General features: G+C 62.3%; 15 protein-coding genes. 9 read left to right on the forward strand and 6 right to left on the reverse strand.

Features of this window, described 5'->3' with window-relative positions:
• The 4 genes from OP496_RS13690 to pilM all read right to left on the reverse strand — a co-directional run.
• The coding region (locus OP496_RS13690; RefSeq protein ID WP_280564277.1) for a hypothetical protein at positions 1-213 on the reverse strand (213 nt) is incomplete at its 3' end.
• Positions 206-844 (reverse strand): type 4a pilus biogenesis protein PilO, encoded by a 639-nt coding sequence (locus tag OP496_RS13695; RefSeq protein WP_280564278.1) that lies wholly within the window; start codon positions 842-844, stop codon positions 206-208. The genes OP496_RS13695 and OP496_RS13690, both read right to left, overlap by 8 nt.
• A complete protein-coding gene (locus OP496_RS13700) occupies positions 841-1,407 on the reverse strand; it encodes a PilN domain-containing protein (RefSeq protein WP_280564279.1) in 567 nt (188 codons plus the stop codon). The genes OP496_RS13695 and OP496_RS13700 overlap by 4 nt, the downstream gene beginning before the upstream one ends.
• A complete protein-coding gene (gene pilM, locus OP496_RS13705; protein ID WP_280562751.1) occupies positions 1,404-2,474 on the reverse strand; it encodes a type IV pilus assembly protein PilM in 1,071 nt (356 codons plus the stop codon). Before pilM ends, OP496_RS13700 begins: the two co-directional genes overlap by 4 nt.
• Before the next feature lie 280 nt (positions 2,475-2,754).
• On the opposite strand from pilM, the gene OP496_RS13710 reads away from it, so the two are divergent.
• Positions 2,755-5,274, forward strand: coding sequence for a penicillin-binding protein 1A (locus OP496_RS13710; protein WP_280562750.1), 2,520 nt, complete (start codon positions 2,755-2,757; stop codon positions 5,272-5,274).
• A 93-nt stretch (positions 5,275-5,367) separates the two neighbouring features.
• Positions 5,368-6,120 carry a DUF481 domain-containing protein gene (locus tag OP496_RS13715; protein ID WP_280562749.1) on the forward strand — a complete coding sequence of 251 codons (753 nt, stop codon included), beginning with the start codon at positions 5,368-5,370 and terminating at the stop codon, positions 6,118-6,120.
• A gap of 80 nt (positions 6,121-6,200) precedes the next feature.
• On the opposite strand, the gene OP496_RS13720 is transcribed toward OP496_RS13715, so the two are convergent.
• Both OP496_RS13720 and rpmE read right to left on the reverse strand, forming a co-directional pair.
• A complete protein-coding gene (locus OP496_RS13720; RefSeq protein WP_280562748.1) occupies positions 6,201-7,475 on the reverse strand; it encodes a malic enzyme-like NAD(P)-binding protein in 1,275 nt (424 codons plus the stop codon).
• A 271-nt stretch (positions 7,476-7,746) separates the two neighbouring features.
• On the reverse strand, positions 7,747-7,962 hold the full coding sequence (gene rpmE, locus OP496_RS13725; RefSeq protein WP_280562747.1) for a 50S ribosomal protein L31: 216 nt from the start codon (positions 7,960-7,962) through the stop codon (positions 7,747-7,749).
• Positions 7,963-8,150: 188 nt separating this feature from the next.
• Between rpmE and OP496_RS13730 the strand changes: the two genes are divergently transcribed.
• The 7 genes from OP496_RS13730 to ubiE all read left to right on the forward strand — a co-directional run bounded on the left by OP496_RS13730 (position 8,151) and on the right by ubiE (position 16,342).
• The gene (locus OP496_RS13730; RefSeq protein WP_280564280.1) at positions 8,151-10,400 is read left to right on the forward strand and encodes a primosomal protein N'; all 2,250 of its coding nucleotides are present in this window, start codon (positions 8,151-8,153) and stop codon (positions 10,398-10,400) included.
• Between the two features lie 155 nt (positions 10,401-10,555).
• A complete protein-coding gene (argS, locus tag OP496_RS13735; protein WP_280562745.1) occupies positions 10,556-12,241 on the forward strand; it encodes an arginine--tRNA ligase in 1,686 nt (561 codons plus the stop codon).
• A 2-nt stretch (positions 12,242-12,243) separates the two neighbouring features.
• Positions 12,244-12,951, forward strand: coding sequence for an SPOR domain-containing protein (locus OP496_RS13740; protein WP_280562743.1), 708 nt, complete (start codon positions 12,244-12,246; stop codon positions 12,949-12,951).
• 152 nt (positions 12,952-13,103) lie between these two features.
• Positions 13,104-13,622 (forward strand): ATP-dependent protease subunit HslV, encoded by a 519-nt coding sequence (gene hslV, locus OP496_RS13745; RefSeq protein WP_040239597.1) that lies wholly within the window; start codon positions 13,104-13,106, stop codon positions 13,620-13,622.
• A gap of 38 nt (positions 13,623-13,660) precedes the next feature.
• Entirely contained in the window at positions 13,661-14,986 is a 1,326-nt protein-coding gene (gene hslU / locus OP496_RS13750; RefSeq protein ID WP_280562742.1) for an ATP-dependent protease ATPase subunit HslU, read from the forward strand.
• A gap of 127 nt (positions 14,987-15,113) precedes the next feature.
• Positions 15,114-15,497: a DUF971 domain-containing protein gene (locus tag OP496_RS13755; protein WP_280562741.1), complete on the forward strand. Its 384-nt coding sequence runs from the start codon at positions 15,114-15,116 to the stop codon at positions 15,495-15,497.
• 98 nt (positions 15,498-15,595) lie between these two features.
• Positions 15,596-16,342 (forward strand): bifunctional demethylmenaquinone methyltransferase/2-methoxy-6-polyprenyl-1,4-benzoquinol methylase UbiE, encoded by a 747-nt coding sequence (gene ubiE, locus OP496_RS13760; protein ID WP_280562740.1) that lies wholly within the window; start codon positions 15,596-15,598, stop codon positions 16,340-16,342.
• Positions 16,343-16,349 lie beyond the last annotated feature (7 nt).

The following is a 16,349-nucleotide window of genomic DNA, read 5'->3' on the forward strand; positions in this document are numbered from 1 at the left end:
ACTACGCTGCTGGGCCTGCGAATAATGCGCCGTGCGATACACCGGCGCAGGAGGAAGCGACTCGATGCTACCCTCCGGCTGCTGGCGCAGGGCATCCAGGTGCGCGTCCAGGGCGGTCATCTGGGCATCGCGACAACCGCCCAGCAGCACCATTCCGACCAGCGCCGCAAGCAGGACATCCCAGCGCCTGGAGGTCGTCAGCCATTCAATCATCGTCACGCCCCTCGGCCTTGGGATCAGCGTCTTCGCGATAGCTGTAGGTACGGGCCAGTAGCGACAGACGCAGCGTATCGCCATCGCCCACTGGCGACAGCGAGAAGTCATGCAGGGTCACGATACGCGGCAGTGCCGCCACGCTGGACAGGAAGGCGGCAATGTCGTGATAACCGCCTCGTACCTGGATATCGAAGGGCTGCTCGATGTAGAAGTCTTGCGGCACCGGCGAGCGCAACCGGATCGACTCGATGGCGAGTCGATGGTCCTGCGCCGCATCGCTGATGTCATCCAGCAGCGCCGGGACCTCCGTATCGGAGGGCAGCATTTTCAACAATGCTTGCATGCGCGTGTCGAGCTCCGCCATCTGCATGCGCATTTGCTCGAGATTAGACGCCTGATAGGCACGGGTTTCATATTTCCGGAGCAGCTCGCCCTCGCGCCCCTGCAAGCTCTCCAGAGTTTCCTGGCGCGACGCGGCGACGTACCACTGAGCCACCCAGAAGACGGCCAGAAACAGCACTACCAGGCACATCGCCTGCAGCAACGCCGGCCAGGTACCGGCTTCCTTGAGATCCAGGTCGCGCCACTCGACCTCGCGCAACTGCCGCCACTGTGAGCGCAGACTCATGGCGCCTCCTTGGCATCACGGCGAGGCGTACGCGCCTCGACACTGAGGTTGAAACGCTTCAGCGTCGCATCGTCGCCGGCCGACTGCACGTCGGAAAGCACCGGCGTGCCGAAGTCTGGCGAGGCGGCCAGTTGCCGCAACTGCTCGGACACACGTCGATTGGAACGCGCCAGACCACTCAGCTCGAGTCGCTCGCCCTCCCGCACCAAGCGGTCGTAATGCACGCCATCGACCAGCGTTGCCGCCAACTGATCGAAGATGCGCACCGTCTGTGGACGGCTGAACTGCAGCTCGCGGATCAGGCCGATCTGCTCGAGCATCCGTCCTCGCAATTCGCGATAGTCCTTGACCGTGTCGATGTCTTTTTCGAGTGCTTCCATGCGGCGCTCGATCAGGGCCAGGCGGCCACGCTCGGCATCGATCCCCGCCTGATACCAGCGCGATACCCCCAAGGCGCAGAGCAGTGCCAACACCGCTACGCCTACCAAGGCCATGTAAAAGCGCCGCGTACGCCGCTGCCGATGCGCTTCACGCCACGGCAACAGATTGATTTCGATACTCATCGCCGCCCCCTCATCGCCAGGCCGCACGCAGTGAGCATCGCCGGTGCATCGCTGGCAAGCGCCTGCACGTCGACGCGTGACGCCACCCGCATACGCTCGAACGGGTTGGCCATCACTACCTTCAGCCCGCTTTGCGCCTCGAGGCGTTCACGCAGCCCCGGAATGACACTCGAACCACCCGCCAGAATCAGGCGCTGGATATCACGCGGCTGTCCCGAGGTATGATAAAGCTGCAGCGAGCGGCCGATTTGCTGAATCAGCATGTCGATGAACGGCGTCACCACCTCATGCCCGTAGTCTTCGGGCAAACCACCGCGTTTCTTGGCCAGTCCCGCCTCTTCGAGGCTCAGGCCGTAGCGCTTTCGGATCTCCTCGGTCAAGTGACGACCGCCCAGCACGTTGTCGCGGGTATAGGCGATGCGCCCGTCGATGAGCACATGGAAGGCGTTCATGTTGGCGCCGATATCGACCAGCGCAGCACACTCTCCCGCCTGGCCAGACGGCGTCTCGTCACGCAGCAGCTCGCTGGCCGCACGCTCCATGGCAAAGGATTCCACGTCGACCGCGGCGGGCTCGAGGCCGGCACGGCGAAGAACGTCGGCAAGATGGTCGACGTCCTGCAGGCGACACGCCACCAGCAAGACATCTTGCTGGTCGGGGTAGCGAGCGTTGAGTCCCACGCGCTGGAAATCGAAGGCGACTTCATTGAGCGGAAACGGGATATGGCGCTCGGATTCGAGCTGAATGCGGGCCTCGACCTCATCGTCGCTGAGGGTCACCGGGTAGGTCAGCGTCTTGGTGATCGTGGCACTGGCGGGCACTGCCGCCACCGCGTGCCGTGAATACGGACGCGCATGCTCGACCGCACGCGTCAACGTCGCGGCCACCTCGTCGAGATCGCGGATGCGCCGCTCCACTACCGCGCCTTCACGCAATGGGCGCACGGCGTAACTGGCGATACGCTGGCCCGCCCCCGCATGATCGAGCTCGATCAATTTGACGGTGGCCGAGGTTATATCCACCCCCACCAGGCCCTGCTGGGATTTTTTAAACCGCCACACTGTCATACCCCTGCAATATTCTTCGGCATGGCGTGGCGCTCGGTATTGTCGTTCATCGAGCCAACCCGCTGCCCCTGTAACGGGCAAGCCGCTTTGTTATCAGCGTGCCACACTATCGTATGAGGCACGCCACATTGCGTAAGGTTACATTATGTATACTGCCGTGACAGTCGATTTGCATCAACGCTAGCCCCCATGCGGCTGCGTTCTTATAATGCCAATGGCAAAGGATTGCACCATTCATTGCGGCCAGACCGCCACCCGAGACGACGGAAAACGCCTTTTCATGAAGCTTTTCAAACGCTTGTTAACGTCCATCCTATGGCTAATTGTGTCTTTGGGGCTGGGCTGCGTACTGGCCATCATCGGCGCCGGTATCTATTTCGCCCCGGGCTTGCCCGATGTTCGTCAATTGCAGGACTTCGAACTGCAGACACCGCTACGCGTTTACACGCGTGACGACAAGCTGATCGGCGAGTTCGGCGATCAACGCCGCATGCCGGTCAGCTACGATGACATTCCCCAATCCTACATCGACGCGCTGTTGGCGGCCGAAGATGCCAGCTTCTTCGAACACCCCGGCATTGACCCCAAAGGGCTTGCTCGCGCGGCGATGGAGCTTGCCACCAGTGGCAACATTCAATCGGGGGGTAGCACCATCACCATGCAGGTAGCGCGTAACTACCTGTTGACGCTGGACCGTACTTTCACGCGCAAGATTCGCGAGATCCTGCTGTCGCTGCAGATGGAACAGGTACTCGACAAGCAGGAAATTCTCGAGCTCTACGTCAACAAGATCTATCTCGGGAATGCCGCCTACGGCATCGGGGCGGCCGCCGAAGGCTACTACGACAAACCGCTTGCTGAGCTCGACTTGCCGCAACTGGCCATGCTCGCCGGCCTGCCCAAGGCCCCCTCGGCGCTCAATCCCCTGAACAACCCCGAGCGCTCGTTGATTCGCCGCAACTGGGTATTGCTGCGCATGCGCGAACTCGGCTTCATCGACCCGATTCAGTACCAGGCCGCCGTCAAGGCCCCGGTCACGGCTCACCGAGCGCATTCGCAGTTCGAAGTCGAGGCTCCCTATGTCGCCGAAATGGCGCGCCAGTATGCCGTGGAACGCTTCGGTGACGATGCCTATACCGACAACTACCAGATCAAGACGACCATCGACAGCCGCATGCAGGCCGACGCGCGCGACGCGTTGGTCAACGGGCTCATCGATTACGATACTCGCCATGGCTGGCGTGGCCCCGAAAAAACCGACATTCCCTCCAGCTTGGTGGAAGCCCAGGACCGCACGGATTCTCAAGGGCTCGAAGAAGAGTTATCCGAATCTCCCGAGGTCATGGAAACCGCACGCCAGGCTGCCAAGAGCAGCGAAGAGTCGGTCGAGGGAATCGACGGGGATGTCAGCAACTGGGTCAAGGTGCTCGACCGCACCTCCCGGCATGGCCCACTGGAGCCGGGTATCGTCGTGGAAACCGAGGGTCGCCAGATGCGCGTCCTGACACGCGAGGATGGCGTGGTAACACTCGGCTGGGACGGGCTAGACTGGGCGCGCACGTACCACAGCGCCGAGTGGCGCGGCGAGACACCGGACAACGCCGAAGCCATCGCCCAGCGTGGCGACCTGATTCGCGTCATGCACACCGAGGATGGCGACTGGCGTCTCTCCCAGGTACCAAGCGCCCAGGCCGCGATCGTCATCATGGATCCTCAAACCGGCGCTATTCGTGGCCTTCAGGGTGGTTTCAGCTTCTCGTCGAGCAAATTCAATCGCGCCATCCAGGCGCAGCGCCAGGCAGGCTCGATCTTCAAACCCTTCATCTATCTCGCCGCACTACACAACGGGATGAACGCCGCCACGATCATCAACGATGCGCCTGTGGTCATGTCCGATGTCGGCGGCGACTGGCGTCCCGAAAACGCCGAGGGCAAATTCCGCGGCCCCACACGATTGCGTGTCGGCCTCTACCAGTCGCGCAACCTGGTCACGATTCGTGTGCTGCAGTCGCTAGGCCTGGATAACACGCTGGAATTCCTGACGAACTTTGGCTTCTCCAAGGACCGGCTGCCACATGGCCTTTCGCTCGCCCTGGGCAGCGCGTCGCTGACACCGCTGGAAATGGCCAATGCCTATGCCGTGCTGGCCAACGGCGGCTTCAAGGTCGCGCCGTGGTATATCCAGTCGGTTACTCATGGCAGCAAGAACGCGTTGGTTGAAGAGGCCAACCCCGTGGTGGCATGCCAGGAGTGCGACCCCGACCAGAAGACCGTCGCACTCGACGGTGAAACCCGCCGCATCGCCGAGCGCGTAGCCACGCCCGAAGAGATGTACATCATCCGCGACATGATGCGTGACGTCATCGAAAAGGGCACGGGACGCGGCGCATTGGATCTCAACCGTCCTGATATCGTCGGCAAGACCGGCACCACCAACGATCAACGTGACGCCTGGTTCTCGGGCTTCAACGACGACCTGGTGGCCACCGTTTGGGTCGGCAAGGACGACAATTCCACGACCGGTGAATACGGCTCGCAAGCCGCCTTGCCGATCTGGAAGTCGTTCATGGGGCAGGCGCTTCAAGGCCAACCCGAAAGCATGCCCTCGCGCCCCGACGATATCGTCAAAGTCCGCATTGATCCCGAGACCGGACTGCGCCTGCATAACGACCAATCGGGCGGCATGCAGGAAATCTTCCGCAAGGACAATCTCCCCGACTACAAGCCGCGTTCGATCCAACCCGAACTCGAGGACAGCAGCGGCTCACAAGGTACCGGCACTTACGATGCCATTTTCTAGTCGACACTCCATGGGTGGCCTTGCAGGCCACCCCCATGAACGCGCCAGCTCCCACGCCACTGACCGACAACCGTTTTTGAAAGGGAGTCCATCATGCTCGTGTCGCGAGACTCGCGATGGCTATTGCTGATCATGCTGTTCGGTTGTGCCATTCCGGTGCACGCCGATCTGTTCTACGCACCGCCTGCACCGCAGGACGATGCCCCCAAGATGAGCGGCGAGGCCGAACTCGGCTATACGCACCTCTCCGGAAACAGTAACAGTCAAACATTGCTCGCCAAGGGACGCCTCACCTGGCTGACGGGTCGCCATACGCATACTCTGCGTGGCGAGACGCGCAGCGTTCAGGAAAACGATGAAACCAGCACCGAGCAGTACCTGCTGGGCGGCCGCGAGCGTTATGAGCTGGAGGGCCCTCACTACCTGTTCGGTTTCGGACGCTGGGAAAAAGATCGTTTCAGCGGTTACGACTTCCAGTTCACAACTATCGGTGGCTATGGCCGCCAGTGGCTCGACGGGCCGACGCACACACTGTCCACGGAATTCGGCCCAGGCTATCGTCACGATGCCTACCAGGACGGCGATGAAGACGATCTGGGCTTGGCCTATGCTGCACTCGACTATCGCTGGAACATCTCGGAAGGCGCCTACTTCGAGCAGGCAGTTTCTGTAGAGGCGGCCGAACCCAACACCACGACGCGCTCGATTTCGTCGCTGACCTCCCAGCTCAATTCGCACCTGGCGCTCAAGATGTCTTTTGAGGTCAAGAACAACACGAATCCACCGGATGGCGCCGAAGCCAACACCGATCGCACTACCTCGATGTCACTGCTCTACAGCTGGTGACACCGACCAACGCAGCCCCACAACTACTAAGGGCCGCTCCCCTGAGCGGCCCTTAGCTATCATGCCTGTTCGGCGCGCGACTATAGCGGCCCGTAAACGTCCTTGATGCTGGTCAACGGATAATGTGCCGGATAGGGTTTGCGTGCCACGCCGCTATCTACCGCCGCTTGCGCCACTGCCGAAGCGACTCTGTCGAGCAACCGGGAATCCAGCGGCGTGGGAATGATGTAACCGCGCCCGAACTCCAGCGATTCGATGCCATAGCCATCCAGCACCTCGCGGGTCAACGGCTCACGCGCCAGGTCCTTGAGGGCATGCACGGCCGCCACTTTCATTTCTTCATTGATACGCGTGGCGCGAACGTCCAACGCGCCACGGAAGATGAAGGGAAAGCCCAGCACGTTATTGACCTGGTTAGGGTAATCGGAACGTCCGGTGGCCATGATCACATCATCACGAGTCTCGTTGGCCACGTCCGGATGAATCTCGGGGTCGGGGTTGGAGCAAGCAAAAACCACCGGACTTACCGCCATTCGCTCGAGCTGCTCGGGCTTGAGCAGGTTGGGACCGGACAGCCCCACGAAGACGTCGGCGCCCTCGATGGCATCATCCAGCGTACGCCGCGACGTCTCGGTGGCGAACATTCCCTTGTACTGGTTGAGATCGTCACGCTCACTGTGCACCACGCCTTTGCGATCGAGCATATAGATATGCTCGGCGCGAGCGCCACACGAGACCAGCAGATTCATGCAGGCGATGGCCGCCGCGCCCGCGCCCAGGCAAACGATCTTGGCATCTTCGAGGGGCTTGCCAGCAATATCCAGGGCATTGAGCAGCCCTGCGGCCGTGACGATGGCCGTGCCGTGCTGATCATCGTGGAAGACCGGAATATTGCACTGCTCGATCAACGCTTGCTCGATCTCGAAGCACTCCGGCGCCTTGATATCCTCGAGATTGATGCCGCCCCAGGTATCGGCGATACGTGCCACGGTATCGATGAAGGCCTGCGGGCTCTCGGCATCGAGCTCGATGTCCACGGAGTTGATGCCCGCGAAGCGCTTGAACAGCACGCCCTTGCCTTCCATGACCGGCTTGCTGGCCAAGGGGCCTAGATTGCCCAGACCAAGGATTGCGCTGCCGTCGGAGACCACGGCTACCAGATTGCCCTTGCCGGTATACAGATAGGCGTTTTCCACGTCCTTGGCGATTTCGCGACACGGCTCGGCCACCCCGGGGCTATACGCCAGGGCCAGATGTTTCGATGTCTCGGTGGGCTTGGTCAGTTCGACGGATAACTTGCCGGGAGTTGGCTTGGCGTGATACTCCAGCGCTGCCTGTCTTTTTTCGTCACTCATGAGCTTTTTCCAATCGTCTGCATGGAGGCATGATCGCCAGAATATAGAAAAAGACTTCGCCAAACAACTTGTGCCAAGTTCGCGACATTAAAGACTTTTAAGCGAACTTTTGAAGCAATTGCCATCCATTTATTGAAACTTATGCCCGACTAACCAGGCATAAAACAAACCTTATCAGAGCGTCGTTTTCGACTTTTCAAAAATAAAAAAACCCGCCATTTGGCGGGTTTCTCGAACGTCGGCGATAGCGCCTACATAACGGCTTCTTGAATCAGCCGCGCTTGATCGCTGCACCGAAACGCTTGTTGAAGCGCTCGACACGACCACCGGTGGTCGCCTGCTTCTGCTTGCCAGTGTAGAACGGGTGGCACTGCGAGCAGACATCCAGGTAGAAGTCGTCTTTGGCCGTGGAGCCCAGCTCGAAGGTCGCGCCACAGGAACAGGTGGCGGAGACCTTCTTGTATTCGGGATGAATCGCTTGTTTCATTTTGCTGCCTCACGCTATGGTGCGCCGCCACCTGGTCGATGCCAGGCACCGCACACGGGTTGATAAAGATGCAACCGATTGATTCGGCATGCGACCCTGACGATACTCGCCTTGGCCCACAGCCGAAGGGGCACATATTATAGCAGCGCCTTGACATCGCTGAAAAGGCACGTAGCGCCTGCAACGCCATGTGCCGCCACCCTTTCGGAGGACTCTTGTCGAGCACCGATCATACGCCGCGACTACTCAGAGTTGCCCTGCCCACGCCGTTGCGACGCCTCTTCGACTATCGCCCCTGTCGCGAGACTCCCGCCTGTGGTTGGCGCCCAGGGCTTCGCGTCAAGGTGCCATTCGGACGTCGCCAGCTCATCGGCGTAGTGGTCGAGTGCCCCGAACGCAGCGACGTGCCGGACGCACAGCTCAAGGCCGTGCTGGCGTGTCTCGACGATGCTCCCCTGCCCGGTGACTGGTGGTGGTTGTGTCGCTTCACCGCACGCTACTACCAGCATCCGCTGGGCGACACCATCACCCAGGCACTCCCTGTCGCCTTGCGCCAGGGACGGCCACTGCAGGCCCGTCACCAGGAGCGCTGGATAGCGCGCGACGGCGATACCGGCACGCTCGAACGCGCGCCTCGCCAGGCCGAACTGCTGGCGATGCTGCGCCAGCACCCACGCGGCTTGATAACTCGCGCGGTCACCGCGCAAGGCTTCACCCGCGCACAGCTCGAAGGCCTGCAGGCCAAGCATCTCGTCGAGTGCCACGAAGAGCGACTGACGACCACCGAGGAAGAATCCAGCTCGCAGCTCGCCGAACCCTCGTTGCCACTGACCCGCGAACAGGCGGGCGCCCTTGCCGAGATTCACGAAGGTCTCGAGCGTTATCATCCGTGTCTGCTGTACGGCGTCACCGGCAGCGGCAAGACCGAGGTCTACCTGCAGCTCATCGAGGCGGTGCTCGCGCGAGGCCGCCAGGCGCTGGTGCTCGTGCCGGAGATCGGCCTGACACCGCAAACACTGACCCGTTTCCGGCAACGCTTTCGAGTCCCGGTGGTCGCTCTGCATTCGGGACTCACCGACCTCGAACGTCTGGATGCCTGGGATGCCGCGCGTACCGGCCGAGCCCCGATCGTCATCGGCACCCGCTCGGCGGTCTTCACTCCCCTGGCCGCTGCCGGGGTGATCATCATCGACGAGGAACACGACGGCTCCTTCAAACAACAGGAAGGCCTGCGCTACCACGCCCGTGACTTGGCCATCGCCCGCGCCCACCGCGAGAACATCCCCATCGTGCTGGGCAGCGCCACACCAGCACTGGAGACCCTCGCCCAGGCCCGTAGTGGCCGCTACCGCCATCTGCGTCTGACGCAACGCGCCAACCGGCATGCCCCGGCACGTCTGGAGCTGACCGACCTACGCGGACGCCATCGTCAGGGCGGCTTGATCGCCCCCGCCATCGAGGCAATCCGCCAGACCCTTAACGCGGGCAACCAGGTGCTGGTTTTCATCAATCGGCGCGGTTTCGCTCCCTCTCTGGCATGCCACGCGTGCGGCTGGCTAGCCGAGTGCCCACATTGCGATGCTCGCATGACGCTGCACCGTCAGCCCCAGGAACTGGTCTGCCATCATTGCGACTTTCACCGCCCGCTGCCCGATGCCTGCCCGGAGTGCGGCAGTGGCGACCTGCGCCCACTGGGCAGCGGCACCGAACGCACCGAGGAAACGCTGGCCGCCTTATTTCCCGAGACGCCCGTGCACCGCATCGACCGTGACAGCACTCGGCGCAAGCAAGCCTTCGAGGAGATCCTGCGCGAGATTCGACGCGGCGAGCCCAGCCTGCTGGTCGGCACCCAGATGCTCGCCAAAGGCCATCACTTGCCGCATGTCACGCTGGTGGTCGTGGTCAACGCCGACGCTGGCCTCTACGCCAGCGACTTCCGCGCCCTCGAACACAGTACTCAACTGCTGGTGCAGGTCGCCGGTCGCGCTGGCCGCGCCGAGCATCCTGGACGCGTGCTGGTCCAGACCCTGCATCCCGACGACCCCAACCTGCGCCTGCTCGCCGACAGCGGCTATGAAGCGCTCGCCGGCCAACTGCTGGAAGAGCGTCGCCTGGCCGGCCTGCCCCCCTACCGCCATCTCGCCTTGGCACGTTTCGAGGCGGCACGCGAGACGCACGTCGCCGACGTCGCCGGCAACGCCGCCGAGGCGCTGCGTGAATGGCTGGCCGCCCAGGGATCGACCGTCACCTGCCTGGGCCCGGTACCTGCGCCCATGGAGCGCCGCCAGAACCGCTACCACATGCAAGTGATGCTCTCCGACACGCGACGCAGCAGCCTGCACCGCGCCTGCGCCTGGCTCGTGCAATGGCTGGAGAATCATCCCGATGGCCGACGCGTGCGCGCCTCGCTGGACATCGACCCGCAAACCTTGAGTTGAGCCACCCCCGACAGTGCGTCTGCCTCCGCCGGCGGGTATGGCGCGCTTGGGTTTAAAGGCGGCGGCCAATCGCCGATAATGACCGACCCAACGCTCTTAGCGCAGCCTGGCGCTCGCCGGCCTGTCGCGCGCCAGACACAGGACATCGGAATTTCATGAAAGAGACCATCATCGAGCTGCTCGAGGCCGCCGGCACGCAGCTCAAGCAGCAAGGCATTCTGCCCGCGGACACCCCGCTGACCGTCAAGGTCGAGCCTACCAAGGACAAGGCCCATGGCGACTACGCGAGCAACCTCGCGCTGACGCTGGCCAAGCCAGCCGGCCGCAAGCCACGCGAGCTGGCCGAGGCGCTGGTCGCAGCGCTGCCGGAAAGCACCGCCATACGCCAGGTCGACATCGCCGGCCCCGGATTCATCAACTTCTTCGCCGCCACCGAGGCCATCGCTCAGGTCGTGCCCAGCATTCTGGATGCTGGCGATACCTTCGGGCGCAGCCTGAGTGGCCAGGGCCAACAGGTGCAGGTGGAATTCGTCTCCGCCAACCCCACCGGGCCGCTACACGTCGGCCATGGGCGTGGTGCCGCCATCGGCGACTGTCTGTGCCGGCTTCTGGAAGCCACCGGCTTCGATGTCACTCGCGAGTTCTACTACAACGATGCGGGTGTCCAGATCCACAATCTCGCCCAATCGGTGCAGGCCCGCGTGAGAGGTCTCACGCCAGAGACCGCCGAGTGGCCCGAGAACGGCTATCGCGGCGCCTACATTGTCGATGTCGCCAAGGCGTATCTGGCCGGCGAGACGATTACTGCCGATGACCGAGAAGTCACCGGCAAAGGAGATGCCGACGATCTCGATGCCATCCAGGACTTCGCCGTTGCCTACCTACGTCGCGAGCAGGACCTCGACCTCAAGGCGTTCGGTGTCGCGTTCGATGTCTACTTCCTGGAGTCCTCGCTGTACAACGACGGCAAGGTGGACGCCACGGTGAAAGCGCTCGTTGACGGCGGCCATACATATGAAGAAGACGGCGCGACCTGGCTGCGCACCACCGACTTCGGTGACGACAAGGATCGGGTGATGCGCAAGAAAGACGGTGATTACACCTACTTCCTGCCGGACGTCGCCTACCACCACGACAAGTGGCAGCGTGGCTTCACCACCGTGATCAACGAGCAAGGCGCCGATCACCACTCCACGGTCACCCGGGTGCGGGCCGGCCTCCAGGCGCTGGAAACCGGCATCCCCCAAGTTTGGCCGGACTACGTGCTGCATCAGATGGTGCTGGTCACGCGCTCCGGGGTCGAGGTCAAGCTCTCCAAGCGTGCCGGCAGCTACGTGACCCTGCGCGATCTAATCGATGAGGTGGGCCGCGATGCCACCCGTTTCTTCCTCGCCGCACGGCGTGCCGATTCGCAGTTGACCTTCGATATCGATCTTGCCCGCTCACAGTCCAACGACAATCCGGTCTATTACATCCAGTACGCTCATGCGCGCGTGTGCAGCATGATGCGCCGCGCCGAATCCGACGCCAAGGCCTTCGATCATGCGCTGGGCATGCAGCATCTGAATCGGCTCGACACCGGGCAGGAGAAAGAGCTGATGAACCGCCTGGCACGCTACCCGGAAGTCGTCGAACGGGCCGCCCAGACCCGCGAGCCACAGCAGGTTGCCCAGTACCTGATGGACCTGGCCTCCGATTTCCACACCTGCTACAACGCGGTCAAAGTCATGGTCGACGACGATGAATTGCGCAATGCCCGATTGGCACTGGGCCTGGCCACGCGGCAAGTGCTGCGCAACGGCCTCGACCTGATGGGCGTCAGTGCACCCGAGGAGATGTAAGCATGGCTCGTCGCCCTGCCCAGAAAGGAAAAAGCAATTCTCGCGCTACGTCACGCGGCGCCACCAGTCGCAAGCGCCAGACCAAGTCATCGCGCGCGGGACTCCCTGGATGGCTATGGGGCGTAGTCGGCTTGATCGCCGGCTTCGCGCTCGCCCAATACTTCCAGCAGTCGGCCCCGGAACCGGTCGCCACGGTAATGCCCAAGTCCTCCAATAGCGCCTCGTCCGGCAGCGATTCGGCGGGTAATACAGGCGATGGCGCCTCATCAAGCGGTACTGCCAACGAGGACGCCGCCGAGTCGCGCATGCCGACCTTCGAGTTCTATACCTTGTTACCGGAATCGGAGGTCATCGCACCCAAGGTGGATAACACCGCAGTGCCCAGTCGCGATGGCGAGAGATCGCCGGACACCAGCGACGACCGTGCTGACGACCGTGCTGACGAGGTGGTGGCCGATCCTTCAGCCGATGGGCTCAAGTACATGCTGCAGGCGGCCTCGTTTCGCAAGGTCGCCGATGCCAAGCGTCTCGCAAGCCGGCTTCAGGATCTCGGACTGATCGCCAAGATCACCGAAGTGCAAACCTCCAACAACGAAACCTGGCATCGTGTTCAGGTCGGCCCCTACCAAGACACGAATGAGCTGACGCGCGCCCAGGATCTGATGGTGACACAAGGCATCGAGCCACTGCTGATCAAGCTGCAGAACTGAAGGAGTGACCGGGCGGCTTGATTTCCCTGTTTGCCGCCCGCATTACCGTAAGCACAATGGCATGCGTCGCCACCGTTTTATCGCCTGGGGGCCACAGGCGCCTCGGCAATCAAGTCATCGGGTGCCCGACACCCCACAAGGAGCTCCCATCCATGACCACGATCGTATCCGTACGTCGCGGCGAACATGTCGCCCTCGCCGGCGATGGTCAGGTTTCGCTCGGCAACACGGTGATGAAGGGCAACGCCAGCAAGGTACGCCGCATTCACCATGGCAAGGTGCTGGCCGGTTTCGCCGGCGGCACGGCCGACGCCTTCACCCTGTTCGAGCGCTTCGAGGCCCAGTTGGATAAGTACCAGGGACATCTGGTCAAGGCCGCCGTCGAGCTTTCCAAGGAGTGGCGCACCGACCGTGCCCTGCGGCGTCTGGAAGCGATGCTCGCCGTGGCCGACAAGAACGCTTCGCTAATCCTCACCGGCAATGGCGACGTCGTCGAACCCGAACGCGGAATCATCGCCATCGGCTCCGGCGGCCACTACGCCCAGGCCTCCGCACGCGCCCTGCTCGAGAACACCGAGCTCGACGCGCGCGCCATTACCGAGAAGTCGCTCGAAATCGCCGGCGATATCTGCGTCTTCACCAATCAAAACATCACCCTAGAGGAGCTGTGAGTCACGCTCACCGCTCCCGGGCAGCATAGGGCTTCGTCATGACACAGATGACTCCCCGCGAGATCGTCCACGCACTGGATCAGTACATCATCGGCCAGCAGGAAGCCAAGCGCTCGGTGGCCATCGCCCTGCGCAATCGCTGGCGCCGCATGCAGCTCGACGACAGTCTGCGCGGCGAGGTAGTGCCCAAGAACATCCTGATGATTGGCCCCACGGGGGTCGGCAAGACAGAGATCGCCCGCCGCCTGGCCAAGCTGGCCGGGGCGCCATTCATCAAGATCGAGGCGACCAAATTCACCGAAGTGGGCTATGTCGGCCGCGACGTCGAGTCGATCGTCCGTGACCTGGTCGAGATGGCCATGAAGATGGTCCGCGAGCAGGCCAAGGAAGAAGTCGCTCACAAGGCCGAGGACGCCACCGAAGAGCGCATTCTCGACGCACTTTTACCCCGGCCGCGCGGCAGCGAGTACGACCATGCCCACGACGACTCCTCGACACGTCAGACCTTCCGCAAGAAACTTCGCGAAGGTCAGCTCGACGACAAGGAGATCGACATCGAGGTCACGCCTCAAGGCGGTAATGTCGATATCTCTGCGCCGCCGGGCATGGAAGAGATGACCAATCAGCTGCAAAGCATGTTCTCCAACATGGGCAAGCAGACGTCGGAGTCGCGTCGCGTGACCGTCGAGGAAGCAAGGCGATTGCTGCACGACGAAGAAGCCGCCAAGCTTGTCAACGAAGAGCAAATCAAGAACCGCGCCATCGAGGCGGTCGAGCAGAACGGCATCGTCTTCCTCGACGAGATCGACAAGGTCGCCAAGGGGGGTGACTCAGGCAGCGGCGGCGATGTCTCCCGCGAAGGCGTACAGCGCGACCTGCTGCCGCTGATCGAGGGGTCGACGGTGTCCACCAAGCATGGCATGGTCAATACGGACCATATCCTGTTCATCGCCTCGGGAGCGTTCCACCTCTCCAAGCCATCGGACTTGATCCCCGAATTGCAGGGGCGCCTGCCGATCCGTGTGGAACTGCAAGCGCTGACGCCGGATGACTTCAAGCGCATCCTCACCGAGCCATCCGCAGCACTGACCCGACAATACCAGGCGCTACTGGCCACCGATGGCCTGGAGGTGAACTTCACCGATGAAGGCATCACGCGCATCGCCGAGATCGCCTGGCAGGTCAACGAAGGCACCGAAAACATCGGCGCCCGGCGTCTGCATACGGTGATGGAACGCCTGCTCGAGGAGCCATCCTTCCAGGGAGGCGACATGGCAAGCCCGCTGACCATCGATGCCGCCTATGTCGACGAGCAACTCGGCGAACTAGCCACCGACGAAGACCTGTCGCGGTACATTCTCTAAGACGCGGCTACGCCGCTCGAAGTCGGAAGACCGGCGCTTCGCGCCTCGGAAGAAGGAAGAGGAACCTCTACCCTGACGTACCTCTTCCTTCTTGCTTCTTCCGTCTTCCTTCTCACCGGAGGTGTTCATGTCCGCACCCGTTCCCACACGCATCCATTACCACAAGCAAGCTCGCGAGCTAGAGCTCGGCTATGCCGATGACACATCCTACCGTCTGCCGACGGAGCTGTTGCGCGTGTTCTCGCCCTCCGCCGAGGTTCGCGGCCACGGCCCGGACACCGCTGTCCTGCAGGTTGGCAAGAAGGATGTCGGCCTCCAGAACATCACCCAGGTCGGGCGTTATGCCCTCAAGCTGCACTTCGATGATGGCCACGACAGCGGCCTGTACAGCTGGGACTACCTCTATGAAATGGCCCACCATCAAGAGCAATGGTGGGCCGATTACCTGCGCCGTCTCGAGGAAGCCGGTGCCTCACGCGAGCCTTCCACCATCACCATCAAGGAGTTATAAGACACCCCGGCGTGGCGACAAACGCCGGGGCCGACGTTACAATACAACTCCACTTCCACGCACCGCGCGGGCACTCCACGCCTGCCCAAGGAAAGGTCATGGACAAGCGCACGACCCACTTCGGTTATCAGGAAGTTCCGATCGAGGAGAAAGCCGACCGGGTGGCGCAAGTCTTCCATTCGGTCGCCGCCCGCTATGATGTCATGAACGATCTCATGTCGTTCGGCGTGCATCGCCTCTGGAAACGCCTGACGCTCGAGCGTGCCGGTGTCCGCCCCGGCCATCACGTGCTCGATATCGCTGGCGGTACCGGCGACCTTGCGCTCAAGTTCTCGCGCCTGGTCGGTCCTCGCGGTCGTGTGGTCCTCGCCGACATCAACGCCTCGATGCTGCATGTGGGCCGCGACAAGCTGCTCGATAACGGTGTCGGCGACAATGCCGAATACGTGCAGGCCAATGCCGAAGCGCTGCCCTTCGCCGACAACAGCTTCGACTGCATCACCATCGCCTTCGGCCTACGCAACGTCACCGACAAGGAGGCCGCGCTGCGTTCCATGGCGCGCGTGCTCAAGCCTGGCGGCCGCCTGTTGATACTGGAATTTTCCAAGCCGGCGAGCGCTGCGCTGTCGCGCCTCTACGACGAATATTCCTTCCGCGTCTTGCCGCGTATGGGCGAATGGGTCGCCCAGGACGGCGAGAGCTATCGCTACCTGGCCGAATCGATTCGCATGCATCCCGATCAGGAAACCCTCAAGGCGATGATGGAAGACGCCGGGCTCGAACGTGTCGAGTACACCAACATGACCGGGGGCGTCGTCGCCCTGCACCGTGGCATCAAACTATGAGGCCGTC

Origin of the sequence: Chromohalobacter sp. 48-RD10, from assembly GCF_029889785.1 — a bacterium.
Lineage (GTDB): Bacteria > Pseudomonadota > Gammaproteobacteria > Pseudomonadales > Halomonadaceae > Chromohalobacter.

Excerpts from the sequence above, each read along its gene's own strand:
- OP496_RS13720 (WP_280562748.1), bottom strand. The coding sequence starts at position 7,475 with ATGAGTGACGAAAAAAGACAGGCAGCGCTGGAGTATCACGCCAAGCCA.
- hslU (WP_280562742.1), top strand. The coding sequence starts at position 13,661 with ATGACACAGATGACTCCCCGCGAGATCGTCCACGCACTGGATCAGTAC.
- ubiE (WP_280562740.1), top strand. The coding sequence starts at position 15,596 with ATGGACAAGCGCACGACCCACTTCGGTTATCAGGAAGTTCCGATCGAG.
- OP496_RS13700 (WP_280564279.1), bottom strand. The coding sequence starts at position 1,407 with ATGAGTATCGAAATCAATCTGTTGCCGTGGCGTGAAGCGCATCGGCAG.
- argS (WP_280562745.1), top strand. The coding sequence starts at position 10,556 with ATGAAAGAGACCATCATCGAGCTGCTCGAGGCCGCCGGCACGCAGCTC.
- OP496_RS13740 (WP_280562743.1), top strand. The coding sequence starts at position 12,244 with ATGGCTCGTCGCCCTGCCCAGAAAGGAAAAAGCAATTCTCGCGCTACG.
- pilM (WP_280562751.1), bottom strand. The coding sequence starts at position 2,474 with ATGACAGTGTGGCGGTTTAAAAAATCCCAGCAGGGCCTGGTGGGGGTG.
- OP496_RS13715 (WP_280562749.1), top strand. The coding sequence starts at position 5,368 with ATGCTCGTGTCGCGAGACTCGCGATGGCTATTGCTGATCATGCTGTTC.
- hslV (WP_040239597.1), top strand. The coding sequence starts at position 13,104 with ATGACCACGATCGTATCCGTACGTCGCGGCGAACATGTCGCCCTCGCC.
- OP496_RS13710 (WP_280562750.1), top strand. The coding sequence starts at position 2,755 with ATGAAGCTTTTCAAACGCTTGTTAACGTCCATCCTATGGCTAATTGTG.
- rpmE (WP_280562747.1), bottom strand. The coding sequence starts at position 7,962 with ATGAAACAAGCGATTCATCCCGAATACAAGAAGGTCTCCGCCACCTGT.
- OP496_RS13730 (WP_280564280.1), top strand. The coding sequence starts at position 8,151 with ATGTGCCGCCACCCTTTCGGAGGACTCTTGTCGAGCACCGATCATACG.
- OP496_RS13695 (WP_280564278.1), bottom strand. The coding sequence starts at position 844 with ATGAGTCTGCGCTCACAGTGGCGGCAGTTGCGCGAGGTCGAGTGGCGC.
- OP496_RS13755 (WP_280562741.1), top strand. The coding sequence starts at position 15,114 with ATGTCCGCACCCGTTCCCACACGCATCCATTACCACAAGCAAGCTCGC.